At 64.2% G+C, this 21297-nt stretch carries 21 protein-coding genes; 13 read left to right on the plus strand and 8 right to left on the minus strand.

Features of this window, described 5'->3' with window-relative positions; genetic code table 11:
• The first annotated feature begins 22 nt into the window (after positions 1-22).
• Positions 23-958 (plus strand): hypothetical protein, encoded by a 936-nt coding sequence (locus tag DTX69_RS08350; protein ID WP_162916946.1) that lies wholly within the window; start codon positions 23-25, stop codon positions 956-958.
• A 15-nt stretch (positions 959-973) separates the two neighbouring features.
• Here the strand turns inward: DTX69_RS08350 and DTX69_RS08355 are convergent, their stop codons facing one another.
• Positions 974-2587 (minus strand): acyl-CoA synthetase, encoded by a 1614-nt coding sequence (locus tag DTX69_RS08355; RefSeq protein WP_119301064.1) that lies wholly within the window; start codon positions 2585-2587, stop codon positions 974-976.
• 141 nt (positions 2588-2728) lie between these two features.
• Here DTX69_RS08355 and DTX69_RS08360 point away from each other — a divergent pair, with 141 nt between their 5' ends.
• Entirely contained in the window at positions 2729-3457 is a 729-nt protein-coding gene (locus tag DTX69_RS08360; RefSeq protein ID WP_119301065.1) for a GNAT family N-acetyltransferase, read from the plus strand.
• Between the two features lie 222 nt (positions 3458-3679).
• Positions 3680-4528, plus strand: a complete 849-nt coding sequence (locus DTX69_RS08365; RefSeq protein ID WP_119301066.1) for a 5'-nucleotidase, lipoprotein e(P4) family — start codon at positions 3680-3682, stop codon at positions 4526-4528.
• 55 nt (positions 4529-4583) lie between these two features.
• Here the strand turns inward: DTX69_RS08365 and DTX69_RS08370 are convergent, their stop codons facing one another.
• The 3 genes from DTX69_RS08370 to DTX69_RS08380 all read right to left on the minus strand — a co-directional run bounded on the left by DTX69_RS08370 (position 4584) and on the right by DTX69_RS08380 (position 6706).
• Entirely contained in the window at positions 4584-4838 is a 255-nt protein-coding gene (locus tag DTX69_RS08370; protein ID WP_119301067.1) for a hypothetical protein, read from the minus strand.
• A gap of 325 nt (positions 4839-5163) precedes the next feature.
• The gene (locus tag DTX69_RS08375; RefSeq protein WP_119301068.1) at positions 5164-5673 is read right to left on the minus strand and encodes a DUF1499 domain-containing protein; all 510 of its coding nucleotides are present in this window, start codon (positions 5671-5673) and stop codon (positions 5164-5166) included.
• Between the two features lie 52 nt (positions 5674-5725).
• Positions 5726-6706, minus strand: coding sequence for a LysR substrate-binding domain-containing protein (locus tag DTX69_RS08380; protein WP_119301069.1), 981 nt, complete (start codon positions 6704-6706; stop codon positions 5726-5728).
• A 113-nt stretch (positions 6707-6819) separates the two neighbouring features.
• On the opposite strand from DTX69_RS08380, the gene DTX69_RS08385 reads away from it, so the two are divergent.
• The gene (locus DTX69_RS08385; protein WP_162916952.1) at positions 6820-7638 is read left to right on the plus strand and encodes an alpha/beta fold hydrolase; all 819 of its coding nucleotides are present in this window, start codon (positions 6820-6822) and stop codon (positions 7636-7638) included.
• A 16-nt stretch (positions 7639-7654) separates the two neighbouring features.
• Here the strand turns inward: DTX69_RS08385 and otnI are convergent, their stop codons facing one another.
• Together otnI and DTX69_RS08395 are read right to left on the minus strand one after the other, a co-directional pair.
• Positions 7655-8434: a 2-oxo-tetronate isomerase gene (otnI, locus tag DTX69_RS08390; RefSeq protein ID WP_119301071.1), complete on the minus strand. Its 780-nt coding sequence runs from the start codon at positions 8432-8434 to the stop codon at positions 7655-7657.
• A 32-nt stretch (positions 8435-8466) separates the two neighbouring features.
• Positions 8467-8952, minus strand: a complete 486-nt coding sequence (locus tag DTX69_RS08395) for a MarR family winged helix-turn-helix transcriptional regulator (protein WP_119301072.1) — start codon at positions 8950-8952, stop codon at positions 8467-8469.
• A gap of 146 nt (positions 8953-9098) precedes the next feature.
• Here DTX69_RS08395 and DTX69_RS08400 point away from each other — a divergent pair, with 146 nt between their 5' ends.
• The gene (locus tag DTX69_RS08400; RefSeq protein WP_119301073.1) at positions 9099-9467 is read left to right on the plus strand and encodes a hypothetical protein; all 369 of its coding nucleotides are present in this window, start codon (positions 9099-9101) and stop codon (positions 9465-9467) included.
• Between the two features lie 49 nt (positions 9468-9516).
• Here DTX69_RS08400 and DTX69_RS08405 read toward each other — a convergent pair whose 3' ends face one another.
• Positions 9517-10464, minus strand: coding sequence for a LysR substrate-binding domain-containing protein (locus DTX69_RS08405; protein ID WP_162916959.1), 948 nt, complete (start codon positions 10462-10464; stop codon positions 9517-9519).
• 101 nt (positions 10465-10565) lie between these two features.
• Here DTX69_RS08405 and DTX69_RS08410 point away from each other — a divergent pair, with 101 nt between their 5' ends.
• From DTX69_RS08410 to DTX69_RS08440, 7 genes are all read left to right on the plus strand, one after another.
• On the plus strand, positions 10566-11135 hold the full coding sequence (locus tag DTX69_RS08410) for a GNAT family N-acetyltransferase (RefSeq protein ID WP_119301075.1): 570 nt from the start codon (positions 10566-10568) through the stop codon (positions 11133-11135).
• A 50-nt stretch (positions 11136-11185) separates the two neighbouring features.
• Positions 11186-12571, plus strand: a complete 1386-nt coding sequence (locus DTX69_RS08415) for an FGGY-family carbohydrate kinase (RefSeq protein ID WP_162916966.1) — start codon at positions 11186-11188, stop codon at positions 12569-12571.
• A gap of 86 nt (positions 12572-12657) precedes the next feature.
• The gene (locus DTX69_RS08420; protein ID WP_119301077.1) at positions 12658-14151 is read left to right on the plus strand and encodes an FGGY-family carbohydrate kinase; all 1494 of its coding nucleotides are present in this window, start codon (positions 12658-12660) and stop codon (positions 14149-14151) included.
• Positions 14148-15167 (plus strand): thiamine pyrophosphate-dependent dehydrogenase E1 component subunit alpha, encoded by a 1020-nt coding sequence (locus tag DTX69_RS08425; protein WP_284735632.1) that lies wholly within the window; start codon positions 14148-14150, stop codon positions 15165-15167. Before DTX69_RS08420 ends, DTX69_RS08425 begins: the two co-directional genes overlap by 4 nt.
• On the plus strand, positions 15164-16168 hold the full coding sequence (locus tag DTX69_RS08430) for an alpha-ketoacid dehydrogenase subunit beta (protein WP_119301078.1): 1005 nt from the start codon (positions 15164-15166) through the stop codon (positions 16166-16168). The genes DTX69_RS08425 and DTX69_RS08430 overlap by 4 nt, the downstream gene beginning before the upstream one ends.
• A complete protein-coding gene (locus DTX69_RS08435) occupies positions 16156-17400 on the plus strand; it encodes an acetoin dehydrogenase dihydrolipoyllysine-residue acetyltransferase subunit (RefSeq protein WP_162916980.1) in 1245 nt (414 codons plus the stop codon). The genes DTX69_RS08430 and DTX69_RS08435 overlap by 13 nt, the downstream gene beginning before the upstream one ends.
• A 69-nt stretch (positions 17401-17469) precedes the next feature.
• Positions 17470-18441: a homoserine O-succinyltransferase gene (locus DTX69_RS08440; protein WP_119301080.1), complete on the plus strand. Its 972-nt coding sequence runs from the start codon at positions 17470-17472 to the stop codon at positions 18439-18441.
• Between the two features lie 272 nt (positions 18442-18713).
• On the opposite strand, the gene DTX69_RS08445 is transcribed toward DTX69_RS08440, so the two are convergent.
• Positions 18714-19982 carry an ROK family transcriptional regulator gene (locus DTX69_RS08445; RefSeq protein ID WP_119301081.1) on the minus strand — a complete coding sequence of 423 codons (1269 nt, stop codon included), beginning with the start codon at positions 19980-19982 and terminating at the stop codon, positions 18714-18716.
• A gap of 249 nt (positions 19983-20231) precedes the next feature.
• Here DTX69_RS08445 and DTX69_RS08450 point away from each other — a divergent pair, with 249 nt between their 5' ends.
• Positions 20232-21284 carry a sugar ABC transporter substrate-binding protein gene (locus tag DTX69_RS08450; protein ID WP_284735633.1) on the plus strand — a complete coding sequence of 351 codons (1053 nt, stop codon included), beginning with the start codon at positions 20232-20234 and terminating at the stop codon, positions 21282-21284.
• The last annotated feature ends 13 nt before the right edge of the window (positions 21285-21297 follow it).

A 21297-nucleotide genomic window follows, 5' to 3' on the forward strand; every position in this document is an offset into this window, starting at 1 on the left:
GCCACCGAATGACGTCGAGTTCGTGGCGATCGCCGAGACAGGAATCCTCGAAGCGCAGGCGCTCCTGTTGTGCGAAAGCATACGTCGCTTCGCCGGCGGCTATGCGCGCCCTCGCATAACGGTGGTATCGCCCAGGCCAAGCCGCCGCCCGTTGGCCGCGACCATCTGCGCTTTGGAGCGGCTGAATGTCGATTACCACGAAATCGAGGTCGATAGCTGCTGTCCGCTGTACGGCACGAGCTATCGCGTCCACTCTGCCGCGTGGATTGAGCGCAGGTCCGGGCCAGATGTAATTGCGCAACTCGACAGCGACACGCTCTTTTTTGAGCAGCCGGACTTCTCACTCGGCGATTGGGAGGCTGCAGCCAGACCGGTTGATGTGAAAGGCATGTGCACCACCGGGCCGAGCGACCCGTTCGATCGCTATTGGCAGGAGATTTGCCGCATCGCAGAGGTCGACTACTCGGATCTTCCCTTCGTGGTGACGAGCATCGATGGATGCCGAGTCCGGGCAAGCTATAATGGCGGCCTCCTGGTGGCGCGCCGCTCTCACGGCCTCTTCACACGCACGGAGGAGATCCTCGGGAGGATGGTCGCTGCGGGCCTGCGGCCATGGGGAAGCGAGGGGCCCAAAGTTGCCGCCGGAACCGGTGTCTTGAGCGGCTCAGCCACATCGTATTGGGGCACCAGCCAAGCAGCATTCTCATTGGCTTGCGTGGCCAGCCGAATACCTGTCCGACTGCTGCCGGACGGCTACAACTTTCCCCTCCATCTTGCCGATCGAACCGCTTTGCCGCGCCCCCTTGTCCATGTCCACTACCACGGGCTGTTCGAAGGTCAAGACGCCCGGAGCAATCGGTTGTTCGATGGCTCCGCAGCCATTCCACCAGATGCCGCAGCGTGGCTCGAGGCGCGCCTGCCCCTGGCAGCCACCCAGAAGACGCAGCAGTCCGGTTGATGATCCGCAGCCCGTTCAGCGCGCACGCAGCGCGCGGCGGATGATCTTGCCCGTCGTCGTCATCGGCAACTCGCTCACGAATTCGATCTCGCGCGGATATTCGTGCGCGGCGAGGCGCTTCTTCACATAGGCCTGGATGTCGCGCGCCAATTCGTCGCTCGGCGTGTGCCCCTCCTGCAGGACGACGTAAGCCTTGATGATTTCCGTGCGTTCCTCGTCTGGCTTCCCGACCACGCCGGCAAGGCGCACCGCCGGATGTCCCAGCAGACAGTCCTCGATCTCACCCGGCCCGATCCGATAGCCAGCCGACGTGATGACATCGTCGTCGCGGCCGACGAACTTGATCCACCCCTCTCCATCCATTGTGCCGGTGTCGCCGGTCAGCAGCCATTCGCCGGCGAACTTGGCCGCCGTCGCCTCGGGGTTGCGCCAGTATTCCAGGAACATCACCGGATCGGGCTGTCGAACCGCGATGTTGCCGAGCGTTCCTTCCGACACGACAGCACCGGCTGCATCCACGATCCCGAGGTGATGTCCTGGCACGGCGCGTCCCATGATGCCCGGCCGCGCCGGCATCAGCCGCGCGCAGGAGGAGACGATCATGTTGCATTCGGTCTGGCCGTAGAACTCGTTGATGGTGAGGCCGAAGACGCGCCTGCCCCACTCAATCAACTCGGCACCGAGAGTCTCGCCGCCGCTGGCGATCGAGCGCATGGCGAGGCGCCAGCGCTCCTCCGGCTCCGGGACGCCGCGCATGATCTTGAGCGCGGTCGGCGGCAGAAAGGCATTCCGGATACCGAAATCCTGGATGAGCTGAAACGCCGCCTCGCCGGTGAACTTCTCGAACCGTCGCGCCACGACGGGAACGCCGTGATGGAGCGCCGGCATCAAAACGTCGAGCAGGCCGCCGATCCAGGCCCAATCAGCCGGCGTCCAGATCTTGTCACCCGGCTGCGGCAGCAGGTCGTGACTCATCTCGACTCCTGGCAGATGGCCCAAGAGCACGCGATGGGCGTGCAGCGTGCCCTTCGGTTGGCCGGTCGTTCCCGAGGTGTAGATGATGAGGGCCGGGTCGTTCGCTGCCGTATCGACCGGCGTGAAATCCGCCACCTGAGTCTCCAGCGCTGCCGAGAGTTCCCAGCAACCCGGCGCAGCGCCATCAACGCAGAGCACGTGCTCCAAATGGGGCAAGCTGGCTCGGATCTCGGCCAGCTTCGCCGCGCCGCCGCGGTTCGTGATGACGGCCTTGGCGCCGGAATTGGCAAGCCGGTATTGCAGCGCCTCCGGCCCGAACAAGGCGAACAAGGGGACGGCGATCGCGCCAAGCTTGTAGATTGCGATGTGACCGACCGCCGTCTCAGGCGCTTGCGGCAGCAGGACGGCAACGCGGTCACCGCGGCCGACCCCTAGCTTCCGAAGCAGGTTGGCAAGCCGGTTCGACCAGGTGCGCAGCTCGCCATATGAATAGTCACGCGTCGCATCGTCCGGTCCGACAAAGGTCAGGGCGATCCGCTCCGGCTCCCGGACGGCCCAGCGATCGCAGACATCAACGCCGATGTTATAGCGGGCGGGCACCTGCCAGCGGAAATCGCGGACAAGCGCGGAATAGCTGTCGGCTTCGGGCAACATGGGCAAAGTCTGGCCCGCCGGCGCTTCGCACGCAACATTGGAAACCGCCCTTAGCGATTCACTTTGCAGCTTTTTGCAAAGTGATGGCGAGCGCCACTAAAGGCTTTATGATGGTGCTCCGAATCGTCGCGCGGGGCTTGCATGAAGAACCGGTTGAACTCGCTGGGACAGCCGATCGGGTATCAAGTGCCGCACTGGAAGCCGGTCAACTCGCCGCCGCGCACGCCCGTTGTCGGCCGCTACTGCCGGGTCGAGCCGATCGACATCGATCGGCACGCCGCCGATCTGTTTGAAGCGATCTCAGAGGATGCCGATGGCCGAAGCTGGACCTACATGGCGTACGGGCCGTTCGGTACGCTGCCGGAGTATCGCGCCTGGATGAAGGCAACCTGTCTGGCCGATGATCCCCTGTTCCACGCGATCATCGACATCAGCACCAACAAGGCGGTCGGCGTCGCCTCCTACCTGCGGATCGACCCCAAGTTCGGCGTGATCGAGACCGGGCATATCCACTATTCCCCGCGGCTACAGCGCACGCGCGCCGCGACCGAGGCGATGTATCTGATGATGTGCCGGGTGTTCGAGGAGCTCGGCTATCGCCGGTATGAATGGAAATGTGACGCGTTGAACGAGCCATCACGCCGCGGCGCGCAGCGCCTCGGCTTCACCTTCGAGGGCGTTTTCCGCCAGGCCACCGTCTACAAGGGCCGCAACCGCGACACCGCCTGGTTTGCGATGATCGATCACGAGTGGCTGGCCTTGAAGGCCGCGTACGAAACCTGGCTCGATCCCAGCAATTTCGACGCCCATGGCAAGCAGCAGCAGAGGCTGGGCGACCTGACCGCCGCGGCGCTCAAGAGTTCGGCCTGACTCGCGTTTGCAACCTGGCCGACTCTCCTCGGCATCCATCTCCTGCTCAGGGCCGATCTACAAAAGGTCTTCCGCAATGTCGTCGACCTGTTCGAGCGTGCGGTATTGGCCCCGGCCGAGCTGATCTGCCGCGCGATCTAGAGCGCGGCGCCGCGGGCTGCTTGCCACCCGCACGACCTTCTTCCTATGATCCCTCAGTCGTAAAACTGTAGGGAGATCGTCATGCTGGGAGTCAGTCTTCGTCCGCTCGCCGCGCTGGCGCTCTGCGCTGCGTTATCCCCCGCCGCTTGGGCGCAGGACGTGCCCGCCAACGACAATCTGAACGCAGTCCTTTGGATGCAACGCTCGGTCGAATACCAGGCCACGACCTTGGCACTTTTCGAACTCGCCAAGATTCGCCTCGACCAGGCGCTAAAGGATAAGAGCTGGACCGCAGCGCCCGCCGAGCAGACCGGCGACTTCAAGGATCTGACCCCCGCCATCGTCATCGACGCCGATGAAACCGTGCTCGACAATTCGGGCTATCAGGCCTGGATGGTGATGAACAACCTGACCTTCAGTCCCAAGACGTGGACCCAGTTCGTCAACTCGCAGACATCACTGGCCACCCCCGGCGCGGTCGAGTTCGCCAAATACGCGGAGGCCAAGGGTGTCCGGGTGTTCTACGTCACGAACCGTACCAAGGTGGAAGAAGGGCCCACGCGTGAGAACATGAGAAAACTCGGTTTTCCCATGAGCGCCAATGTCGACACGATCCTGAGCGCGAAGGAACAACCAGACTGGAGTTCCGCCAAAGGCACGCGGCGCGCGGCCATCGCCAGGCACTATCGTATCCTGCTCTGCATCGGCGATAATTTCGGCGACTTCACCGACGCCTACAAGGGCAGCGTCGAGGAACGGCAGACGGTATTCGAAGAGAACCACGCGCGGTGGGGGCGCGAATGGATCATGCTCCCCAACCCCAGCTACGGCTCATTCGAATCCGCGCCGTTTGGCGGCAATTTCAAGCTGCCGGTCGAGGAGCAACGCGCCGCCAAGCGCGCCGTTCTGGCGCCGTGGAACGGACAATAGGGCGATCCCCCTCGATTCGAAGCGGTAGCCGCATCGCCGCCCGGCTGCCGAATCGTCACTGGTTCGGCAGCTTGGCGATCATTTCCTCGGCTTTTTCCTGGCGCATGCAGACGACCTTCACCCGGTCGGTCTTGGTGAGCGCCCGCCCGACCGCAGTTTCTGCCAAGTAGGCTTGGCCATGCATGGCGCAGCTCACCGGGCTCGCGTAAGCCTGAGGAACGCGCATCACGACCCGTGCATTGTCGGTATCGCAGTCTCTCAAATCCGGCGTTGTCGCAATCGAACAGATCAGGACGAGGGCAGTCAGCATGACTTCCTCACAGCGACAACCGTCGTCAACGTTGGCATGTGGCCCTCCACAATCTTATGGCGCGCACAGATAGCCACATGCGCCGTGAATTGAACGTGAAAAGCGAGTCTGTTTTATTTTCACATCCCGTGTGAAGAGAGCAATCTGTTGACGTAACGGGATAATCGCGCGGATAGGCCGGTCCTGATTGAGGCCGCTTTGCGGCCCTAGGCGCACTGCTTCATGCCTTGAACAGCGTCCAATCGAGGCCGCGCGATTCGCACTTTCGTGCGTCCCTCAAGCCGCGCCGTCATCGATCGAGCATTGCGGAACTGTTTCGCGGCGGCTAGCCCAACCGCGCCTTCAGCCTGGCGAGCCATTCCTCGACTCGGGCCCGATTCACGCCGAAGTCGCCCTTGCCGTAGAGCGAGCGGCTGTAAATGGCGAGCGTCGAGTGCGTGTCGTCGACCGGCAGGAACCGCACCGTGATCAGGTCCGGGAACCGCAGGAACCGCGAGCGCTGCACGTAGTCGATCTGCATGTTGGTGAGGTCGCGGCGGAGCACCTGGACCCGCGGCTGCTCCGCGATCATGGCATCCCACTCAGCCTGCAGCTTCGGGACCGTGACGTTGAAGACGGGTGCTGCGCCGTCTGTTCGCGTGGAACACAGGGACGTGGGGCACAGCAGAAACTGATTGGGCGCGGCCCTGCGCTCCAGCGTCGCGAAATCTATGACCGGCACGTCCTTGATCCCGAAGATAATGGTCTCCAGCGTTTCGCCTTCCAGGATCAGTGCGATGGCGGCGAGGGCGATACCGATGATCGCGGCCACAGAATACCGAAGAAAGCGCATCATCGTGGCGATCCACCAGACCGCTCGAGTTCGCAGGCGTTGCGGGCCATGCTTTTCATCCTCTTGCTTTCTTGTTCCTCCTGGCGCCGACGGATCGTTCCCCGCTGACCGTTCCGCCTGCTCCAGTGGTCAACTTGCCTTCGTTCGCCTGTCTCGCTTCCTCGACCAGCCATTCCGCAACCTTGCGCGCCGCCGTGCTCCGACTCGCGCGCGGCTGCGCCAGGTAATAAGCCGTTTTGCCGATTGCCCGGTCCCGGAACAATGGCACCAACCTTCCGTCGTTCAACAATGGATCGATGATCGGCCGCCGCCCCATCCCGATCCCTACCCCATCGAGCACAGCTGGCACGACCAGCTCCGCCGAGGTCAGCGTGATCATGTTGGATGTTCGTGGTGGCTGCAAGCCGTGCGCGCTGCACCACTCACTCCACTCATCAGGATGTAGCGCATTGGTAATTATGCGACTGCTCTTCAGCAGCTCTGCCGGGTCGCACGCGCCGTGCTTGCGCACAAACGCGGCGCTTGCGACGGGGAAATACAGCTCGGGCATCAATGGTCGTACTTCGAGCTCGCGCCACTGACCCGCACCATAGCGAATCGCGAGGTCGATGTGCTCGCGTGCCAGATCGCACAGGCGATTCGTTGCCACCAGTTGCAGATCGACCGACGGGTGGCGCTGCTGCAGCTTCGCCATGCGCGGGATCAACCAGAAGGCTGCGATCGAGGTTGGCACGGTGATCGTGACTCGCTGCCGCTGCGGTCCGGTCATCATGTCGGCGGTCGCCGTCTCGATCGTCGCCAAGGCGGGTTGGATCGCACGATGGAAGCGCGCGCCCGCCGCAGTCAGCCGCAGCTCGCGCCCATGACGCTCGAACAGCGCAATGCCGAAGAACTCTTCCAGCCGCTTGATCTGGTGCGATACCGCGGATTCGGTGAGCCCCAGCTGTTTCGCGGCGGCCCGCAGCCGCCCGGACTCCGAGGCTTCAGCAGCGGCAAAGAACGACTTCAAAGGCGCGAAGGGAGGGTAATTCACCATGCCGGCGGCATTTGAACTTTCTTCAAGTATTGCCGCAAGAGAATTCGCTTATCATGGCCGCGTTCTGCGCTCATCCTTGCGGCATCACTCAAATTGAATTCATGGTGATGCGAATGGCCAAAGCGAGCCGGTTCTTCCCGTCCAGCCAGGGGCGCATCCGTTACGACATCCATGGCGAAGGTGCGCCAGTCGTCCTGGTGCATGGGACACCGAGTTCCTCCTTTGTGTGGGAGAAGGTCTGGCCGCGCCTCGCATCCCGCTTGCAGGTCATCACATACGACCTCGCCGGCTACGGCGCATCGGACAAGTATGAGGACCAGGATGTGCGATTGCGCGCGCAAGCGCATGTGCTGGCCGAGTTCGTCGCACATCTCGGCCTCGCGCGCCCGCACCTGGTCGGCCACGACTTCGGCGCCGCCACCGTGCTGGGCGCGCATCTTGTCGAGCGGGTGGGGGCGAGAAGCTTGACCGTCATAGACGGGGTGACACTCAATCCTTGGGGCACGCCCTATTCATTGCTGGTACGCGCCAATGTCGCCGTGTTCCGGGCCTTACCCGCTTATGTGCACGAGGCGATGCTGGCCGCGCACCTTCGTTCCGCAGTCAGCCGCGTGCTCGATGAGGCAGCATTGCTGGCGCTGCTCGGGCCTTGGACCGGCGAAGCAGGCCAAGCCGCGTACTACCGTCAGGTCGCGCAGTACGATCATGACTTCACCGGCCTACTCGAAACGCTCTATCCGAGCATCACGGTCCCGACCCAGATCCTTTGGGGTGCCGAGGATCGCTGGCTTGCACCCGAGACCGCAAAGCGCCTGCAGTCTCTCATCCCGGATGCGCGGCTCTCGTACCTGCCCGACGCCGGCCACTTCGCCATGCTGGACACGCCCAACCTAGTAGCGGAAAAGATAGAGGCGTTCTTGGAGACGATATGACACTCCAAAGCGGAGCCTAGCTCGGCGTGACGCCCAACGTCTTCATCCACACCAGGCCCTCCTTCGTGCCCGCGCGCGGCAGGTATTCGCAGCCAACGACGCCGTCATAGCCGATGCGCTCCAGCGCATCGAATATGGCGCGGTAGTTGATCTCGCCTTCGTCCGGCTCGGCGCGCGAGGGGACGGCGGCGATCTGCACATGGCCGATCAGCGGCTTCAATTTTTCCAGCCGCGTGATGAGGTCGCCTTCCATGATCTGCAGATGGAACACGTCGAACAGCAGTTTCACGTTCGGCCGACCGACCTCGCCGATGATGTCGACCGCCTGCTGCGAGTTGGTGAGGAAGTAGCCCGGGGCGGAGCGCGCGTTGATCGGCTCGATCACCAGGGTCACATCTTTCTCGCGCGCCTTGTCGGCGCCACGGCGCAGGTTGTCGACGAAGGTGCCATGGGTGGTCGACGTCACCGGTACCTTGCCCGCCATGCAGTGGATCCGCGTCGCGCCGAGCGCTGAGACATAGAGCAGCGCCTGATCTAGCGCCGCCTGGAAATCCGCTTCCCGTCCCGGCACGGCACCCAGCCCGAAATCGCCGGCGTCGAGGTTCCCGGGCGCCGTGTTCACCATCACCAGCTTGAGCCCGTTGCGCTCCAGGCGATCGCGCAGCGCCTCGACCGCATTGTCGTACGGCCAATGGCACTCGACCAGCTTGAACCCTGACTCGGCCGCCGCGACAAAGCGGTCGAGGAATGGCAGTTCCTTGAACAGGAAGGAGATGTTTGCGGCAAAGCGGAGCATGCTCCCTGCATACAAGCAGCGCCGCCGCTTGGCTAGGCAGCTTCGCCTTCGACCGCAATCAACAACTTGCGCAGGATGGCGGACAGGGTCTCGCGCTCGTCTATGGTGAGGACGGCATTCAGGGCGCGATGCCGCGCCATTCGCTGGTCGAGCGCCCGGTCGATGATGGTGCGGCCTTTCTCGGTGATGGTGACGCGCCGCGCCCGCCTGTCTTCGCTGTCGATCTCGCGGCGGACCAGCCCCTCTTCTTCCAACCGGTCGAGGACCGCGGTCATGGCGCCCGTGGTCAGGATCGCCGCCCGCGCCAATTCGGTCGCGCGCATCGGGAGGGGATCGCGTCGGCGCAAGGCGGCCAGCACCTGAAACTCGCCCGGCTTCACCGCGCAATTCGCGGCGAAGTCCCGCTCCAGATGAGCCGCCAGCCGCATGACCCGCAGGAGACCGGCCGTGTCCCCCAGATGGATGCCCGGCCTGGTCCTTGGAGCTTCGATCTCGAACCGGTCGATGAAATCCTGCATCAGATCAGTCTCTTAATATTAAGATATCATACATCAAAGTATTCTGCTCGACAACCTTTGGCAATTTCCCCTGTCGCGACCTGCCTCCAGGAGTAGTATTGGCGCCGCCATCTGCAAGCGATGCGCGTTGGGGAAGGAGGGGCACCATGTCGACCGCCGTACTTGGACCGGCCTTTCGGGCGATCCAGCAGGCGTTGAAGACTGCCGCGGACGCCGTCCGACGGGAAGTCGACAAGCTGATCCGCAAAATCAGCAAGAGGCTCAGGGGCAATAGGAAGACCCAATTCGACAACGATACTTCGAAAGACCGCAAGACGCGCGGACGGTTGCGCGGCGCGACCAGGACGCTGGGCAAGATCGTCGGCGACATCGAGGATGCGGGCGAGATGGTGAGCAAGGAGCTGACCGACCTCGAAGCTCTGCTCTGGGCCCTCATCGACATGCTGCGTGCGCTGGAATCGCTCGAGGACGCGGAGAAGCACTTCGACGAGATGGCGAAGGCCTACGGCGGCTAGGCGAGCCCCTCGCCTCCGCCGCGCTACGGTGAGACACACCGGCGCTGATTCAGCCGCGGCGTCGGCGCTTGGCCGGATCGCGCTCGCCTTTGCCCACCCTTTTTCGGATGCGCTGCGGGGCCGGAGTAGGACGGTCGACAATGCCGCCTGCCCGCTCCCGCATCCGCTTAACCAGAAAATTCTCGAGCGCCTGCACCATCTCTGTCCGATTGCGGGGACTCGTTATCAGGCAGATTCGCAGAACCGGGAGATCAGGGAATCCATCGGCGCGAGTCAGGGCGCGCATGGCGGTGGTCATGCTGCTCCGTGCCATCACGCTGACGGCGAGGCCGGAGGCAACCGCACCCCGAATGGCTGCCATGCTGGTCGAGGTGTAGGCGATGCGAAACGAGCGCCCATGCTCCACCAGCCGGTCAATCGCCCACCGCCGATACGTGTCGTCCTCCGGGCGGAAGGCCACCGGCAATGGATCAACACCGTGAACATCGCCGTTGGCGCTGCTAACCCAGTGGCAAGGTTCCTGATGCACGACCGGCCCCGTCACTGGGCCTTGTCCCTCCGTGACGAGGGCCAGATCATAAGCGCCCTCCGCCATGTTCCGGATGATCTCGCGCGAGGGCTCGCAGGTTATGTTGACTGACGCGTTCGGATGGACGGTGGCGATGTCTCGCAGCACGGGCGGCAGTAGCCCCAGCGCGTAATCGTCCGGGATAGCGAGCGAGATCTCGTACGGCACATCAGGCCGATCGAGGGCTGCGAGGGCGGCCTGCTGAGCATTGAGGATGAGCCGGGCGTGGCGGCGCAGTACCTCGCCCTGCGGGGTCAGCGCCACCTCATGCGCGGAACGGTGGAACAGGCTGCACCCGAGCTGCTCCTCCAGGCGCCGCATTTGCATGCTCACCGCCGATTGGGTGCGCCCGACCACGGCACCAGCGGCGGTGAAGCCGCCTGCGTCGCAGATCGCCAGGAAAGTGCGGAGAAGGTCTGGCTCCAGCATGATCAATATTATTGATTCAATGGATCATATAAATTCGTTTCAGTGATGTAAAGCGGCTGCGTATATCCGCTGCCCCAGAGCCCAAACGACGTGAGACGCACATGAACCAGATCGAGATTCGCCTGGCGGAAAGCGCCGATATCCCTGCCCTGCGCGAGCTCCAGGAACGATCCATGCGCATGCTGGGCCGCCTCCGGTATTCTGCAACCCAAATCGAGGCCTACATCGCGCGCATCGGCACGATGGATGACTATCTGGTCCACGATCGCACTTATCTGCTGGCCGAAGCGGATGGCGAGATCGTCGGCTGCGGCGGATGGACCACGCGTCTGCCGGGCTATGCGCGCCACACTAAGGATAACGTGCACTCGCCGGATCCGAGCCGCGCGACGGTTCGCAGCGTGTTCGTGGAGCCGCTCGCCGCGCGCCAGGGCATCGGTCGCGGGATCATGAGCGCGGTCGAGAACGCCCTGCGCGCCGCAGGCTTGCGCACTGCCGAACTAGGCGCCACAGAGAACAGCCGCGGGTTCTACCGGAGCGTTGGATACCAGGTCCTGGACCCATTCCATGTGGATCTCGGCGACCGCATCAGCATGCCCCTCACGCGGATGCGCAAGGCGCTCGCGCCAGCCAACTCCGATGAATCTGGACCATCATTGAGGTCGGCCTGACGGCGCGTTGCCTCTCGCCATCCTTGCCCGGTTTGAGCAAGGATGGCGGCATGGATGCGATCGCGATTCTCGACGTGGGGAAGACCAACGTCAAAGTGACGCTGGTGGCCGACGGCGGCATCATCGAACAGCGCCGGCGCCACAACGAGCCGCATCCCGCGCCGCCGTACCTTCACCTTGCCAACGACCGGATCTGGGACTGGGCGCTTGATCAGCTCACGGCGCTGTCGCGCCAGTTCACCATCACCGACATCGTGCCGGTCGCCCACGGCGCCAGCGTCGCGGCGATTGATGGCGGCGGTCTCGTCCTGCCGATGCTGGACTACGAGCAGGACATCTCCGATTTCGACGCTGAATACGAACAGCTTGCGCGCGACTTTGCCGAGACGGCCTGTCCGCGCCTGCCCTGCGGCCACAACACGGGGCGGCAGCTCTTCTGGCTGCAGCGCAAATTCTCCGAAGCCTTCGCGCGCACCAAGGCCATCGTCGGCTATTCGCAATATTGGGCTTTCCTGCTGAGTGGTGTCGCGGCCAGTGAACTCACGGCGCTTGGCTGTCACACGGATCTGTGGCGCCCGCGTGTTGCGGACTATTCGCGGCTGGTGGACACGACGGGCTGGCGCCGGCTGATGCCGCCGCTCCGCAAGGCAAGCGACGTGCTGGGTCCAATCCGGCCGGAGATCGCGGCGCGCACGGGCCTCTCGCCTCAGTGCCGGGTGCGCTGTGGCATCCACGACAGCAACGCCACCTTCCTGCGCTGGCGCTCGCTGTTGCAGGAACCCTTCACGGTCGCCTCGACCGGCACCTGGATCATCCTGCTGGCGGCCGGCGGCAATCTGCCTGCGGCGGGCGAGCATCTCGACTGCCTGGGCAACGTCGATGCGCTCGGCAACTTGGTGGCGAGCGCGCGCTTCCTGGGCGGCCGCGAGCTGGAGCGCATCGCCGGCGAACACCGCGCCGTCGGTGGATCAGCTGAAGACAAGCTCACGCGGCTGCTGGCCGTGCCCTGCTACGCTCTGCCGGCGTTCTCGGACCAGGGTGGCCCGTTCGCCGGCCGGAAGGGCCGCATCGTCGATGAGCACGGCAATGATGCTGCGGCATCCGATCCATCCACCTTGGGCGCGGTCTATTGCGCCTTGATGACCGACCTGATGCTGGATGTCCTGACCGCGCGTGGGCCGATCATCCTCGACGGGCCATTCGCTACGAATAATGTCTACATCGCCGCCCTCGCCGCCTTGCGCCCGGAGAGTCCGGTTCTGCCCAGCGCAGAGACCCAAGGCACCAGCCTCGGCGCCGCCTTGCTGGCCGATCCGAATTGGCCGGCCTCGCTGCCTGTGGCGGCGCTGCGCCCGGCAGTCGACATTACCGCCTACCGGACCAGATGGCGCATGCTCTCCGGCGCCGATCGCGTGCGCGCGGAAGTCGGCTTGTAAACGCGTTTTAATGCTGCCCTGCTCGAGCCTTGCCACGGGCCGCTGAAACCAGCCACATTCGCCTCGACAAAACACGAGGGGAGGACATGGCCTATCTGATCGGCGTTGATGGCGGGACGGAGAGCATCCGGGCGATCGTCTTCGATCTGGAAGGGCGGCCGAAAGGCGCGCACGCCAGCGCCTACCCGACGCAATTCCCCAAGCCGAGTTGGGCGGAGCAGAACCCGGAGGATTGGTGGCGCGGCATGGGCGAAGCGGTGCGCGGCGCGGTGAGCGCCGCCGGCATCTCTGCCAAAGATGTGCTCGCGTTGTGCGTCGATACCACCTGCTGCTCCGTCGTCGCGGTGGACGCGGACGGCACGCCACTGCGACCCGCCATGATCTGGATGGATGTCCGCTCCGCGGCCGAGGCTGCCGACGTCGCGGCGAGCGGCGATCCCGCCTTGCGCATCAACAGCGATGGCAGCGGCCCGGTCTCCGCCGAGTGGATGGTACCGAAATCGCTGTGGATGAAGCGCAACCAGCCGGAGCTGTTCCAGCGCGCCGCGCATATCTGCGAATATCAGGACTACATCAACTGGCGCCTGACCGGCCGCTGGGTGGCATCCCTCAACAACATGTCGGTGCGCTGGCACTACCAGAGCCGTGAAGGCGGATTGCCGCTCTCGCTGTTGGAGGCGCTGGAGCTCGAAGAACTGGAACAGAAGTGGCCGCCGGTAGTCGTGCGCCCCGGCGACGTGATCGACACGCTCGCCAAAGCCGCAGCGGATCACCTCGGCCTCAAGGCCGGTACCCCGGTGGTGCAAGGCGGTGCCGACGCCTTCATCGGCGTCATCGGCCTCGGCGTGACCGAGCCGGGCGAGATGGCGCTGATCACAGGCTCCTCGCACCTGCATCTCGGCATCGCAGCCAAGCCGGTGCACGGGCCTGGCATCTGGGGCACCTATATGGACGCCGTCTATCCCGATAAGCCGGTGATCGAAGGCGGCCAGACGTCGACTGGCTCTGTCATCGCTTGGTTCAAGCGCCACTTCGCGCCTAGCACGAGCTTCGATGCACTCAATGAAGAGGCGGCCAAGATCGAGCCCGGCTGTGAGGGGCTGCTGGTGCTGGATCATTTCCAGGGCAACCGCACACCCTACACCGATGCCTTGTCGCGTGGAGCGATCACGGGTCTCACGCTGAAGCACACACCGGCGCACGTGTATCGCGCGATCATCGAGGGCATCTGCCTCGGCACCAAGTTGATCGTCGAGAATTTCGGCGCGGCGTTCACGCCCAAGCGCATCGTGGTGGCGGGCGGGGCGACCCACTCGCCGCTTTGGCTGCAGATCCATGCCGACACGATCGGCGCACCCTTGGAACTCACTGAAGTGTCCGATGCCCCTGCCCTCGGCTGCGCCATCCTCGCCGCTCACGGGGCCGGCCGCTTCCGCACCATCGAGGAAGGCGCGAAGGCCATGGTGCGCACAGCCCGTACCATTGAGCCGAACACCGCCAATACCAGACGCTACGACTCGTTCTATTCCCGGTATCGCGAGCTCTATGCCGCGCTGAAAAAGGTCCGTGAAACAACATGAGTACCGATAACAGACTCCTCCACGCGCTCTATCGCGACATGCGTCGCATCCGCTCGCTGGAGGAGCGGGTCAGCGAATTGTTTGTGCGCTCGGAAAGCGCGGGCTCGATGCTGCACCTGTCCATCGGCGAGGAGGGCATCGCGGGCGTCGTCCACGCCATGGAGCGACAAGATAGCTTCACCACGCACCATCGCGGGCACGGCATTTTCGTTGCGCGCGGCGCGGAACCGGCGCGCATGCTGGCGGAGATCGCCGGCAAGGCGAACGGCTATTGCCGCGGCAAGGGCGGATCCATGCATATCGCCGACATGGGGCTCGGCCATCTCGGCGCCAACGCGATCGTGGGCGGCGGCATCGCGCACGCGGTAGGCGCTGCCCTCGCCTACAAGCGCAAGAAGCAGCCGCGCGTGTCGGTCGCCTTTTTCGGCGATGGGGCGATGCAGCAGGGCATTCTCTATGAAAGCATGAACCTGGCCGCGCTCTGGTCCCTCCCGGTCGTGTTCGCCTGCATCAACAACCAGTACGGCATGGGCACGCGGGTCGACCGTGCCGCCGCCAATCTGGCCTTCGATGACCGCGCCCGCGCCTTCGGGCTTGACGGCGTGATCGTCGACGGCGCGGACGTCGAGCTCGTGCACGAAACGGCGGAGCGTGTGCTCAGCAATGCGCGCCAGGGCAAGCCGGGCTTCATGTCGCTCACCTGCTATCGCTTTTATGGCCATGCGCGCATGGACAAGAGCCCCTACCGCGACGAGGCGGAGGAAGCGGCCGGGCGCGCGCGCGATCCCTTGAAGAAAGCGCGAGATAAGTTGATCGCCCGCGGCGCAAAGGCAGCGGAACTCGATGCGCTCGACGCGGAGATTGCGGCAGAGATGGATGCGGCACTCGAGGCCGCGGTCAATTCGTCGTTGCCGTCAGTGGATTCGATGTTCGAGGACGTATTCGCGCCCGATCAGCCGAAACCGGTGCCGGTCCGCACACGTCTCAACGCCATCCTATCGGAGGCGGCGAAATGAGCGCCATCGAGACTACCTATCGCGAGGCTTTGCGCCAGGCACTCATCGACGCGATGAACGAGGACCCGGACATCGTCGTGCTGGGCGAGGAAGTCGGCCTCTATGGCGGCGCCTATGGCGTGACCAAGGGCCTGATCGACCAGTTCGGGCCGGAGCGCATCCTCGATACACCGATCTCCGAGGCCGCCATCGTCGGTGCGGCAGTCGGCGCCGCAATGAGCGGCCTTCGGCCTGTCGCAGAGCTGATGTATGTCGATTTCGTCGGCATCGTGATGGACCAGCTCGCCAACCAAGCGGCCAAGATCCGCTACATGTTCGGAGGGCAGATCGGCGTGCCGATGGTCCTGCGCAGCCAGGGTGGCACTGGCCGCTCCGCCGCCGCGCAGCATTCGCAATCGCTCGAGGCCTGGATGGCGCATGTGCCCGGCCTGCGTCTCGCCATGCCGGCGACAGTCAATGACGCCTATCACCTGCTGCGCCATGCGCTGACTTTGCCGGATCCGGTCGTGTTCCTGGAGCACAAGGGGCTCTATGTGCAGAAGGGCACGCTGGATACTGCCCAGCCGGACGCGCCGTGGGGCAAGGCGGTCGTGCGGCGCGCCGGCCATGATCTTACCATCGTCACCTATTCAAAGATGCTGCTGGAATCCCTCGCGGCGGCCGAGCAGCTGGCGGCGCAGGGCGTCTCGGCGGAAGTAATCGATCTGCGCACCCTCAATCCATTGGATGAGGAGACCGTGGCCAACTCGGTGCGCCGCACGCACCGTGCGATGGTGGTGACGGAGGCGCACCTGACAGGCGGCTTCTCGGCGGAGCTGTCGGCGCGCATCCACGAATCCTGCTTCGATCATCTGGAAGAGCCAGTCGCGCGCGTGGCGGGCGAGGATATCCCGATCCCGGTCTCGCCGCCGCTCGAGCGCAACGCCGTGCCGAACGCGCAGCTCATTACGGAAACCGGCCTGTGGTTGGTGCAAAGGAAGGCGCCGGCGTGGGCACTGTAAATCTCCCCCTGCCCCGTCTCGGCGAGACAATGGAGGAAGGCCGCATCGTCGCCTGGCTCAAGCAGCCGGGGGACAAGTTCAAGCGCGGCGAAATCCTGCTCGAGGTGGAGACCGACAAGACGGTTGTGGAAGTGCCCGCTCTGCAGGACGGCGTGATGATAGAGCATCTCGCCGCCGAAGCCGACATGATCCCGGTCGATGCGCCAATCGCGCGCATCGAGGTTGCCGGCGCCGTCGAGTTGGCAGCGGCGCCGAAACCGGCGGCTCCAACCCCGACGATGGCAAAGCCGGCAGCGCCGATCGCGACGCGGCCGGCCGATGACGGCTTGCGCGCGAGCCCGCGTGCTCGGCGGCTGGCGCGGGATCGTGGCACCGATCTCGCCGCCCTCACCGGCACGGGCCGAAACGGACGGATCAGCGGCGATGATGTGTTGGCCGCGAGCACCCGCACGAGCGAAGCGCCACAGGCCGCCATCCAGGTCGCGACGCTCCACGGCACGATCCAGGTACGGGAATGGCCGGCCGCTGGCCAGCGCCGCGGCGATGCCTTTCTGATCCACGGCCTGTTTGCCGACGCGGATTCCTACGCGTTGGCGGCGCGGCGCCTTGCCAAAGGCGGCTTGCGTGTCCTCGCCATCGATCTGCCGGGTCATGGCGGCAGCGACGCCACGGCCACGAGCCTCGATCAACTGGTCGATGCGACGGCCACGGTCCTGCGCGCGCTCGCCGTCGGTCCAGTCCGGCTGGTGGGCCACTCCCTCGGCGCCATGGTCGCAGCCAAGATCGCGGCCGAGGGCGAAGTTGCGCTCGAACGTCTGATGCTGCTGGCGCCGGCCGGCCTGGGCAAGGAGATCGATACCGGCTTCATCGACCGGATGATCGGCGCCGATACCACCGCCGACCTTGAACGCGAACTCGCCAAGCTCGATGGCGGTGCCTTGTCGCCCAGCTATCTGGCGGAGCTGCTCAGCCGCATCCAGGCCCGGCGCAGCGTGCTGCGCGCGCTTGCCGCGTCGATCAATGATGGCTGCGGGCAGCTTCATTCCATCTTGGCCGATCTCGAGCGCGTGAAAGCGCATGTAACCGCCATTTTCGGCCTCAAGGACCGCATCATCCCCTGGCAGCATGCGGCCCAGATGCCGGCCCGGGCAGCAGTGCATTTCGTCAAGAATGCCGGCCATATGCCCCATTGGGCCGCCTCGAACCTAGTGGCGGAGTTGCTGTTGCGGTAACGCCGGACTTGCCCTATTTACCCGCGGTTGGAACGAGGCGGCCATAGCCCGCCCGCGACGAGGGTTTTTATGCCGGTCATTATCAACAGCGAAGCCATCCACCCCTTCCTGCCGTCGCTCGGCACGCCGCTGGCGATCGAGAGCGCGCGGGCGGAGCATCAGGACATCCGCCCCCTCGAGATCGCGATCATCAATCTGATGGCGGACAAGCAGACGACCGAACGGCAACTGGCCCTCTGGCTCGGCAATACCATGCTGCAGGTCAAGCTGACCTTCGCGACGACCGACACGTACGTGCGCGACGTGCATGCCGGCCGCGAGACCAAGAACACGCCGGCCGAGCACATCCGCAAGTTCTATCGCGCTTGGAGCGAGATCAAGGACCAGAAGTTCGACGGCTTGATCGTCACGGGCGTGAACGCGCTCAAGGAACGCGTCAGCGACGAAGACATCTGGCCGGAGGTGCAGAAGATCCTACACTGGTCGGAGACTAACGTTCTGTCATCGATGTTCCTGTGCTGGGGTGCCAAGGCGGCGCTGAAGCACTTCCACGATATCGAGAGCTACAAGAGCAAGCAGAAGCTGTTCGGCCTGTTCGAGCATCACCTCGTGTCGGACAAGACCGGATTGCTGTTCGGCTTCCCCGATGTGTTCCCGGTTCCCGTCTCGCGCTGGAAGAGCCCGCGCCGCGAGGACATCCTCGAACACGAGGCTCTGGAGATCGTGGCGGATTCCGAGGAGGGCGGCCCGAACATCATCGTCGAGAGCGCGCCCTATGATCGCGGGCGGTTCCTCTACCCCCATCGCGTCTACATCCTCAATCATCCGGAATACGACACAGAGACCCTGGGTGTGGAGTACAAGCGCGATTCTGCGAAGGACTCGCGCTGGCCATTGCCGCTCCACTACTTCCCCGGCGATAACCCCGACCGCATGCCGCGCAACACCTGGCGGCACACGGCGCACATCTACACCAACTGGATCAAAGCGCTGTACGAAGCGACGCCGTACAATATTGAAGATATTCCGCGGGCGTTCTAGCGGCGGACCTGCAACGGACCTGGCGCGTGCTTTGTCCGCCGCGCGTCACGGAACCTAACCTGCCACCGAACTTGTTTACAGGAAACGGCAATGCTGCCTCCTGGGCAGCCATGCTGTCATTTGTTGTGGAGAGAGGATTATGAACATCTTCTACATCATCGGCGTGGTGGTTGTCATTGCTGTCATCCTTAGCTACCTGGGATTGGCATAGCCTCTTCATCGTCGTGGTCGGAGTTGCTCCGACCACGACGGCGGGGAGCCGATGAACGTTCCTACCCCGCCGTTCTCAGAAAGATCTCCCGGTCCACCGCGAAGTTCGTCAGCAGCGGCAGGCTGGCGCCACCGATGGCGCGGGCGTCGCTGCCGATGCTGCCCTCGACGGTGGTGAATGGCGACAAGCCCTGCTGGTCCAGCTGCGCGATCTGCTTCTTCGTTTCTTCGACCAGGCGCGTACGCACGTCGGGCGGACAGGCAACATCAATGATGGCGGCTTCGAAATCGATCACCGAGACGGACGCCACGATCGCCTGCGCAAGGTGTATCGAGGAATCCTTGATCCAGACATCGAGCGGATTGCCGATCTCGCCCCAGTCCTGCGGCGTCTTCCACAGCATGGAGGGATCGCGCCCTTGATTGCTGATCAGCTGTTCCAGGCGGTAGAGCGATGCCGAGCGAATGAGCTGCAGCACGCCGAGCGGCCCTTCGCCGCTCACCGGCATGGAGCCCAGGGCGCCGGCGTTGGCAGTGCGGCCTTGATAGAGCATGCCATTGAGGACGATGCCGCCGCCGATGAAAGAGCCGATGAAGAAGTAGACGAAGTCGCGATACCGGCTGCCGATGCCGAAGGAGAGCTCGGCGGCGCAAGCGGCGGTCGCGTCATTGCAGAGTTGCACGGGCCAGCCCGACAGCTTCGTCACCTCGCCCACCAAATCGAAAGTGCGCCAGACCTGCAGCACATCGTGCGGCGCGCCGATCTCCTTTTCCCAGTTCCAGAGCTCGAATGGTGTCGCGATGCCGAGGCCGGAGATGCGCGCGCGCTGTGCCGGCTTCAAGTCGCGCTGCAGCTCTTCAATGCCGTCGCGCACAAAGTCGAGAGTCGGGCCGGGCTCCGGATAGCGATAGGTCCGGTGCTGGCTGGCGCGCACTTTTCCCATGAGATCGATCAACACAAGATCAGCGCTGCGGCGCCCGACCTTGAGGCCGATGGAATAGGCGCCGTCGGGATTGAGGCTGAGAGGAACCGGCGGCTGGCCGATACGCCCGCGCTGCGGCCGCTGGCGCAGCAGCAGCCCGTCCGCTTCGAGTTGCTTCACGATGACGGAGGCGGTTTGCGCCGAGAGCCCGGTGACACGCGCGATCTCCGCCTTGGGCAGGCTGCCGTAGCGGCGGATCAGGGACAGCACCAGCCGCTCGTTATAGAGCCGCACGCCCGATTGGCTGCCGCCGCGCGCCAGATCGCCCGGATGCAGCGGCGGCGTGCTGAGCGTCCGTCCGATGCTCGGCACCTGCGGAACTGCGATCTCTGGACCGACTTTTGCCATCGAATTGCTGTTATTTGGGCCCTTGGCCTGAGCGGCCTTACACTTTGAAAGTGCCCCATTTTCTTGCTCGGGGTCAATAACTAAATCCGCGTGATTTAATTATTGACTCGCCGTGAAACATTGTCTGGAATGAGCGCGGCGGTCGGTTCCATCGCATGCGGGGTTGCGCGACCCTGGCACAGCGCCCCGGCCGCAGATCTATCTCAATCAATGTTCGACCCCGAAGCGGGGAACCATGGGAGGACGAAAGTGACAGCATCATTATCATTCCGCAGCTTGAAGAAGATCGCCCTGGGTACTGCCTTCGGCACTGCCTGCTTGGCCTTCATCGGCACAGCCCCTGCCCTCGCCGAAGACATCATCGTCGGCCTCATCACCAAGACCGAGATCAATCCGTTCTTCGTGAAGATGAAGCAAGGCGCACAGGCCAAGGCCAAGGAGCTGGGCGTCGAACTGCGCTCCTATGCCGGCAAGGTCGACGGGGACAATGAATCCCAGGTCGCCGCGATCGAAAGCCTGATCGCCGCCGGCGCCAAGGGCATTCTCATTACGCCCAGCGACACCAAGGCGATTGTCCCGGCCGTCGAGCGGGCGCGCGAAGCCGGCATCATGGTGATCGCGCTCGACACGCCGCTGGAGCCGATCACTGCTGCCGACGCCACGCTCGCCACCGACAACTTCAAGGCTGGCGAGTTGATCGGTCAGTGGGCTGCGGCAACGCTCGGCGAGGACGCGAAGGATGCGCGTATCGGCTTTCTCGATCTGACCCCGATGGAGCCGACGGTCGATTACCTGCGCGACCAGGGCTTCATGAAGGGCTTCGGCATCGACATCAAGGACCCGACCGATATCGGCGACGAGGACGATCCGCGCATCGCCGGCCACGACGTGACCTCGGGCAACGAGGAGGGCGGCCGCAGGGCGATGGAGAACCTGCTGCAGAAGGACCCGACCATCAACGTCGTCTACACGATCAACGAACCGGCCGCGGCAGGCGCGTATGAAGCGCTGAAGGCGGTGGGCCGCGAAAAGGATGTGCTGATCGTCTCGGTCGACGGCGGCTGCCCGGGCGTCAAGAACGTCGAAGCGGGGATCATCGGCGCCACCTCGCAGCAATATCCACTGCTCATGGCCTCGATGGGAGTCGAGGCAGTGGTCAACTACGTGAAGACCGGCAAGAAGCCGGAGAATTCGCCTGGCCTCGACTTCTTCAACACGGGCGTTGAGCTCATCACCGCCAAACCGGTGGACGGCGTTCCCTCGCTCAGCGTCGAGGAAGGCCTTGCGAAGTGCTGGGGTTGAGTCCAGGTTTCCA

It is taken from the genome of Dongia deserti (assembly GCF_003574735.1).
In the GTDB taxonomy this organism is placed as follows: domain Bacteria; phylum Pseudomonadota; class Alphaproteobacteria; order Dongiales; family Dongiaceae; genus Dongia_A; species Dongia_A deserti.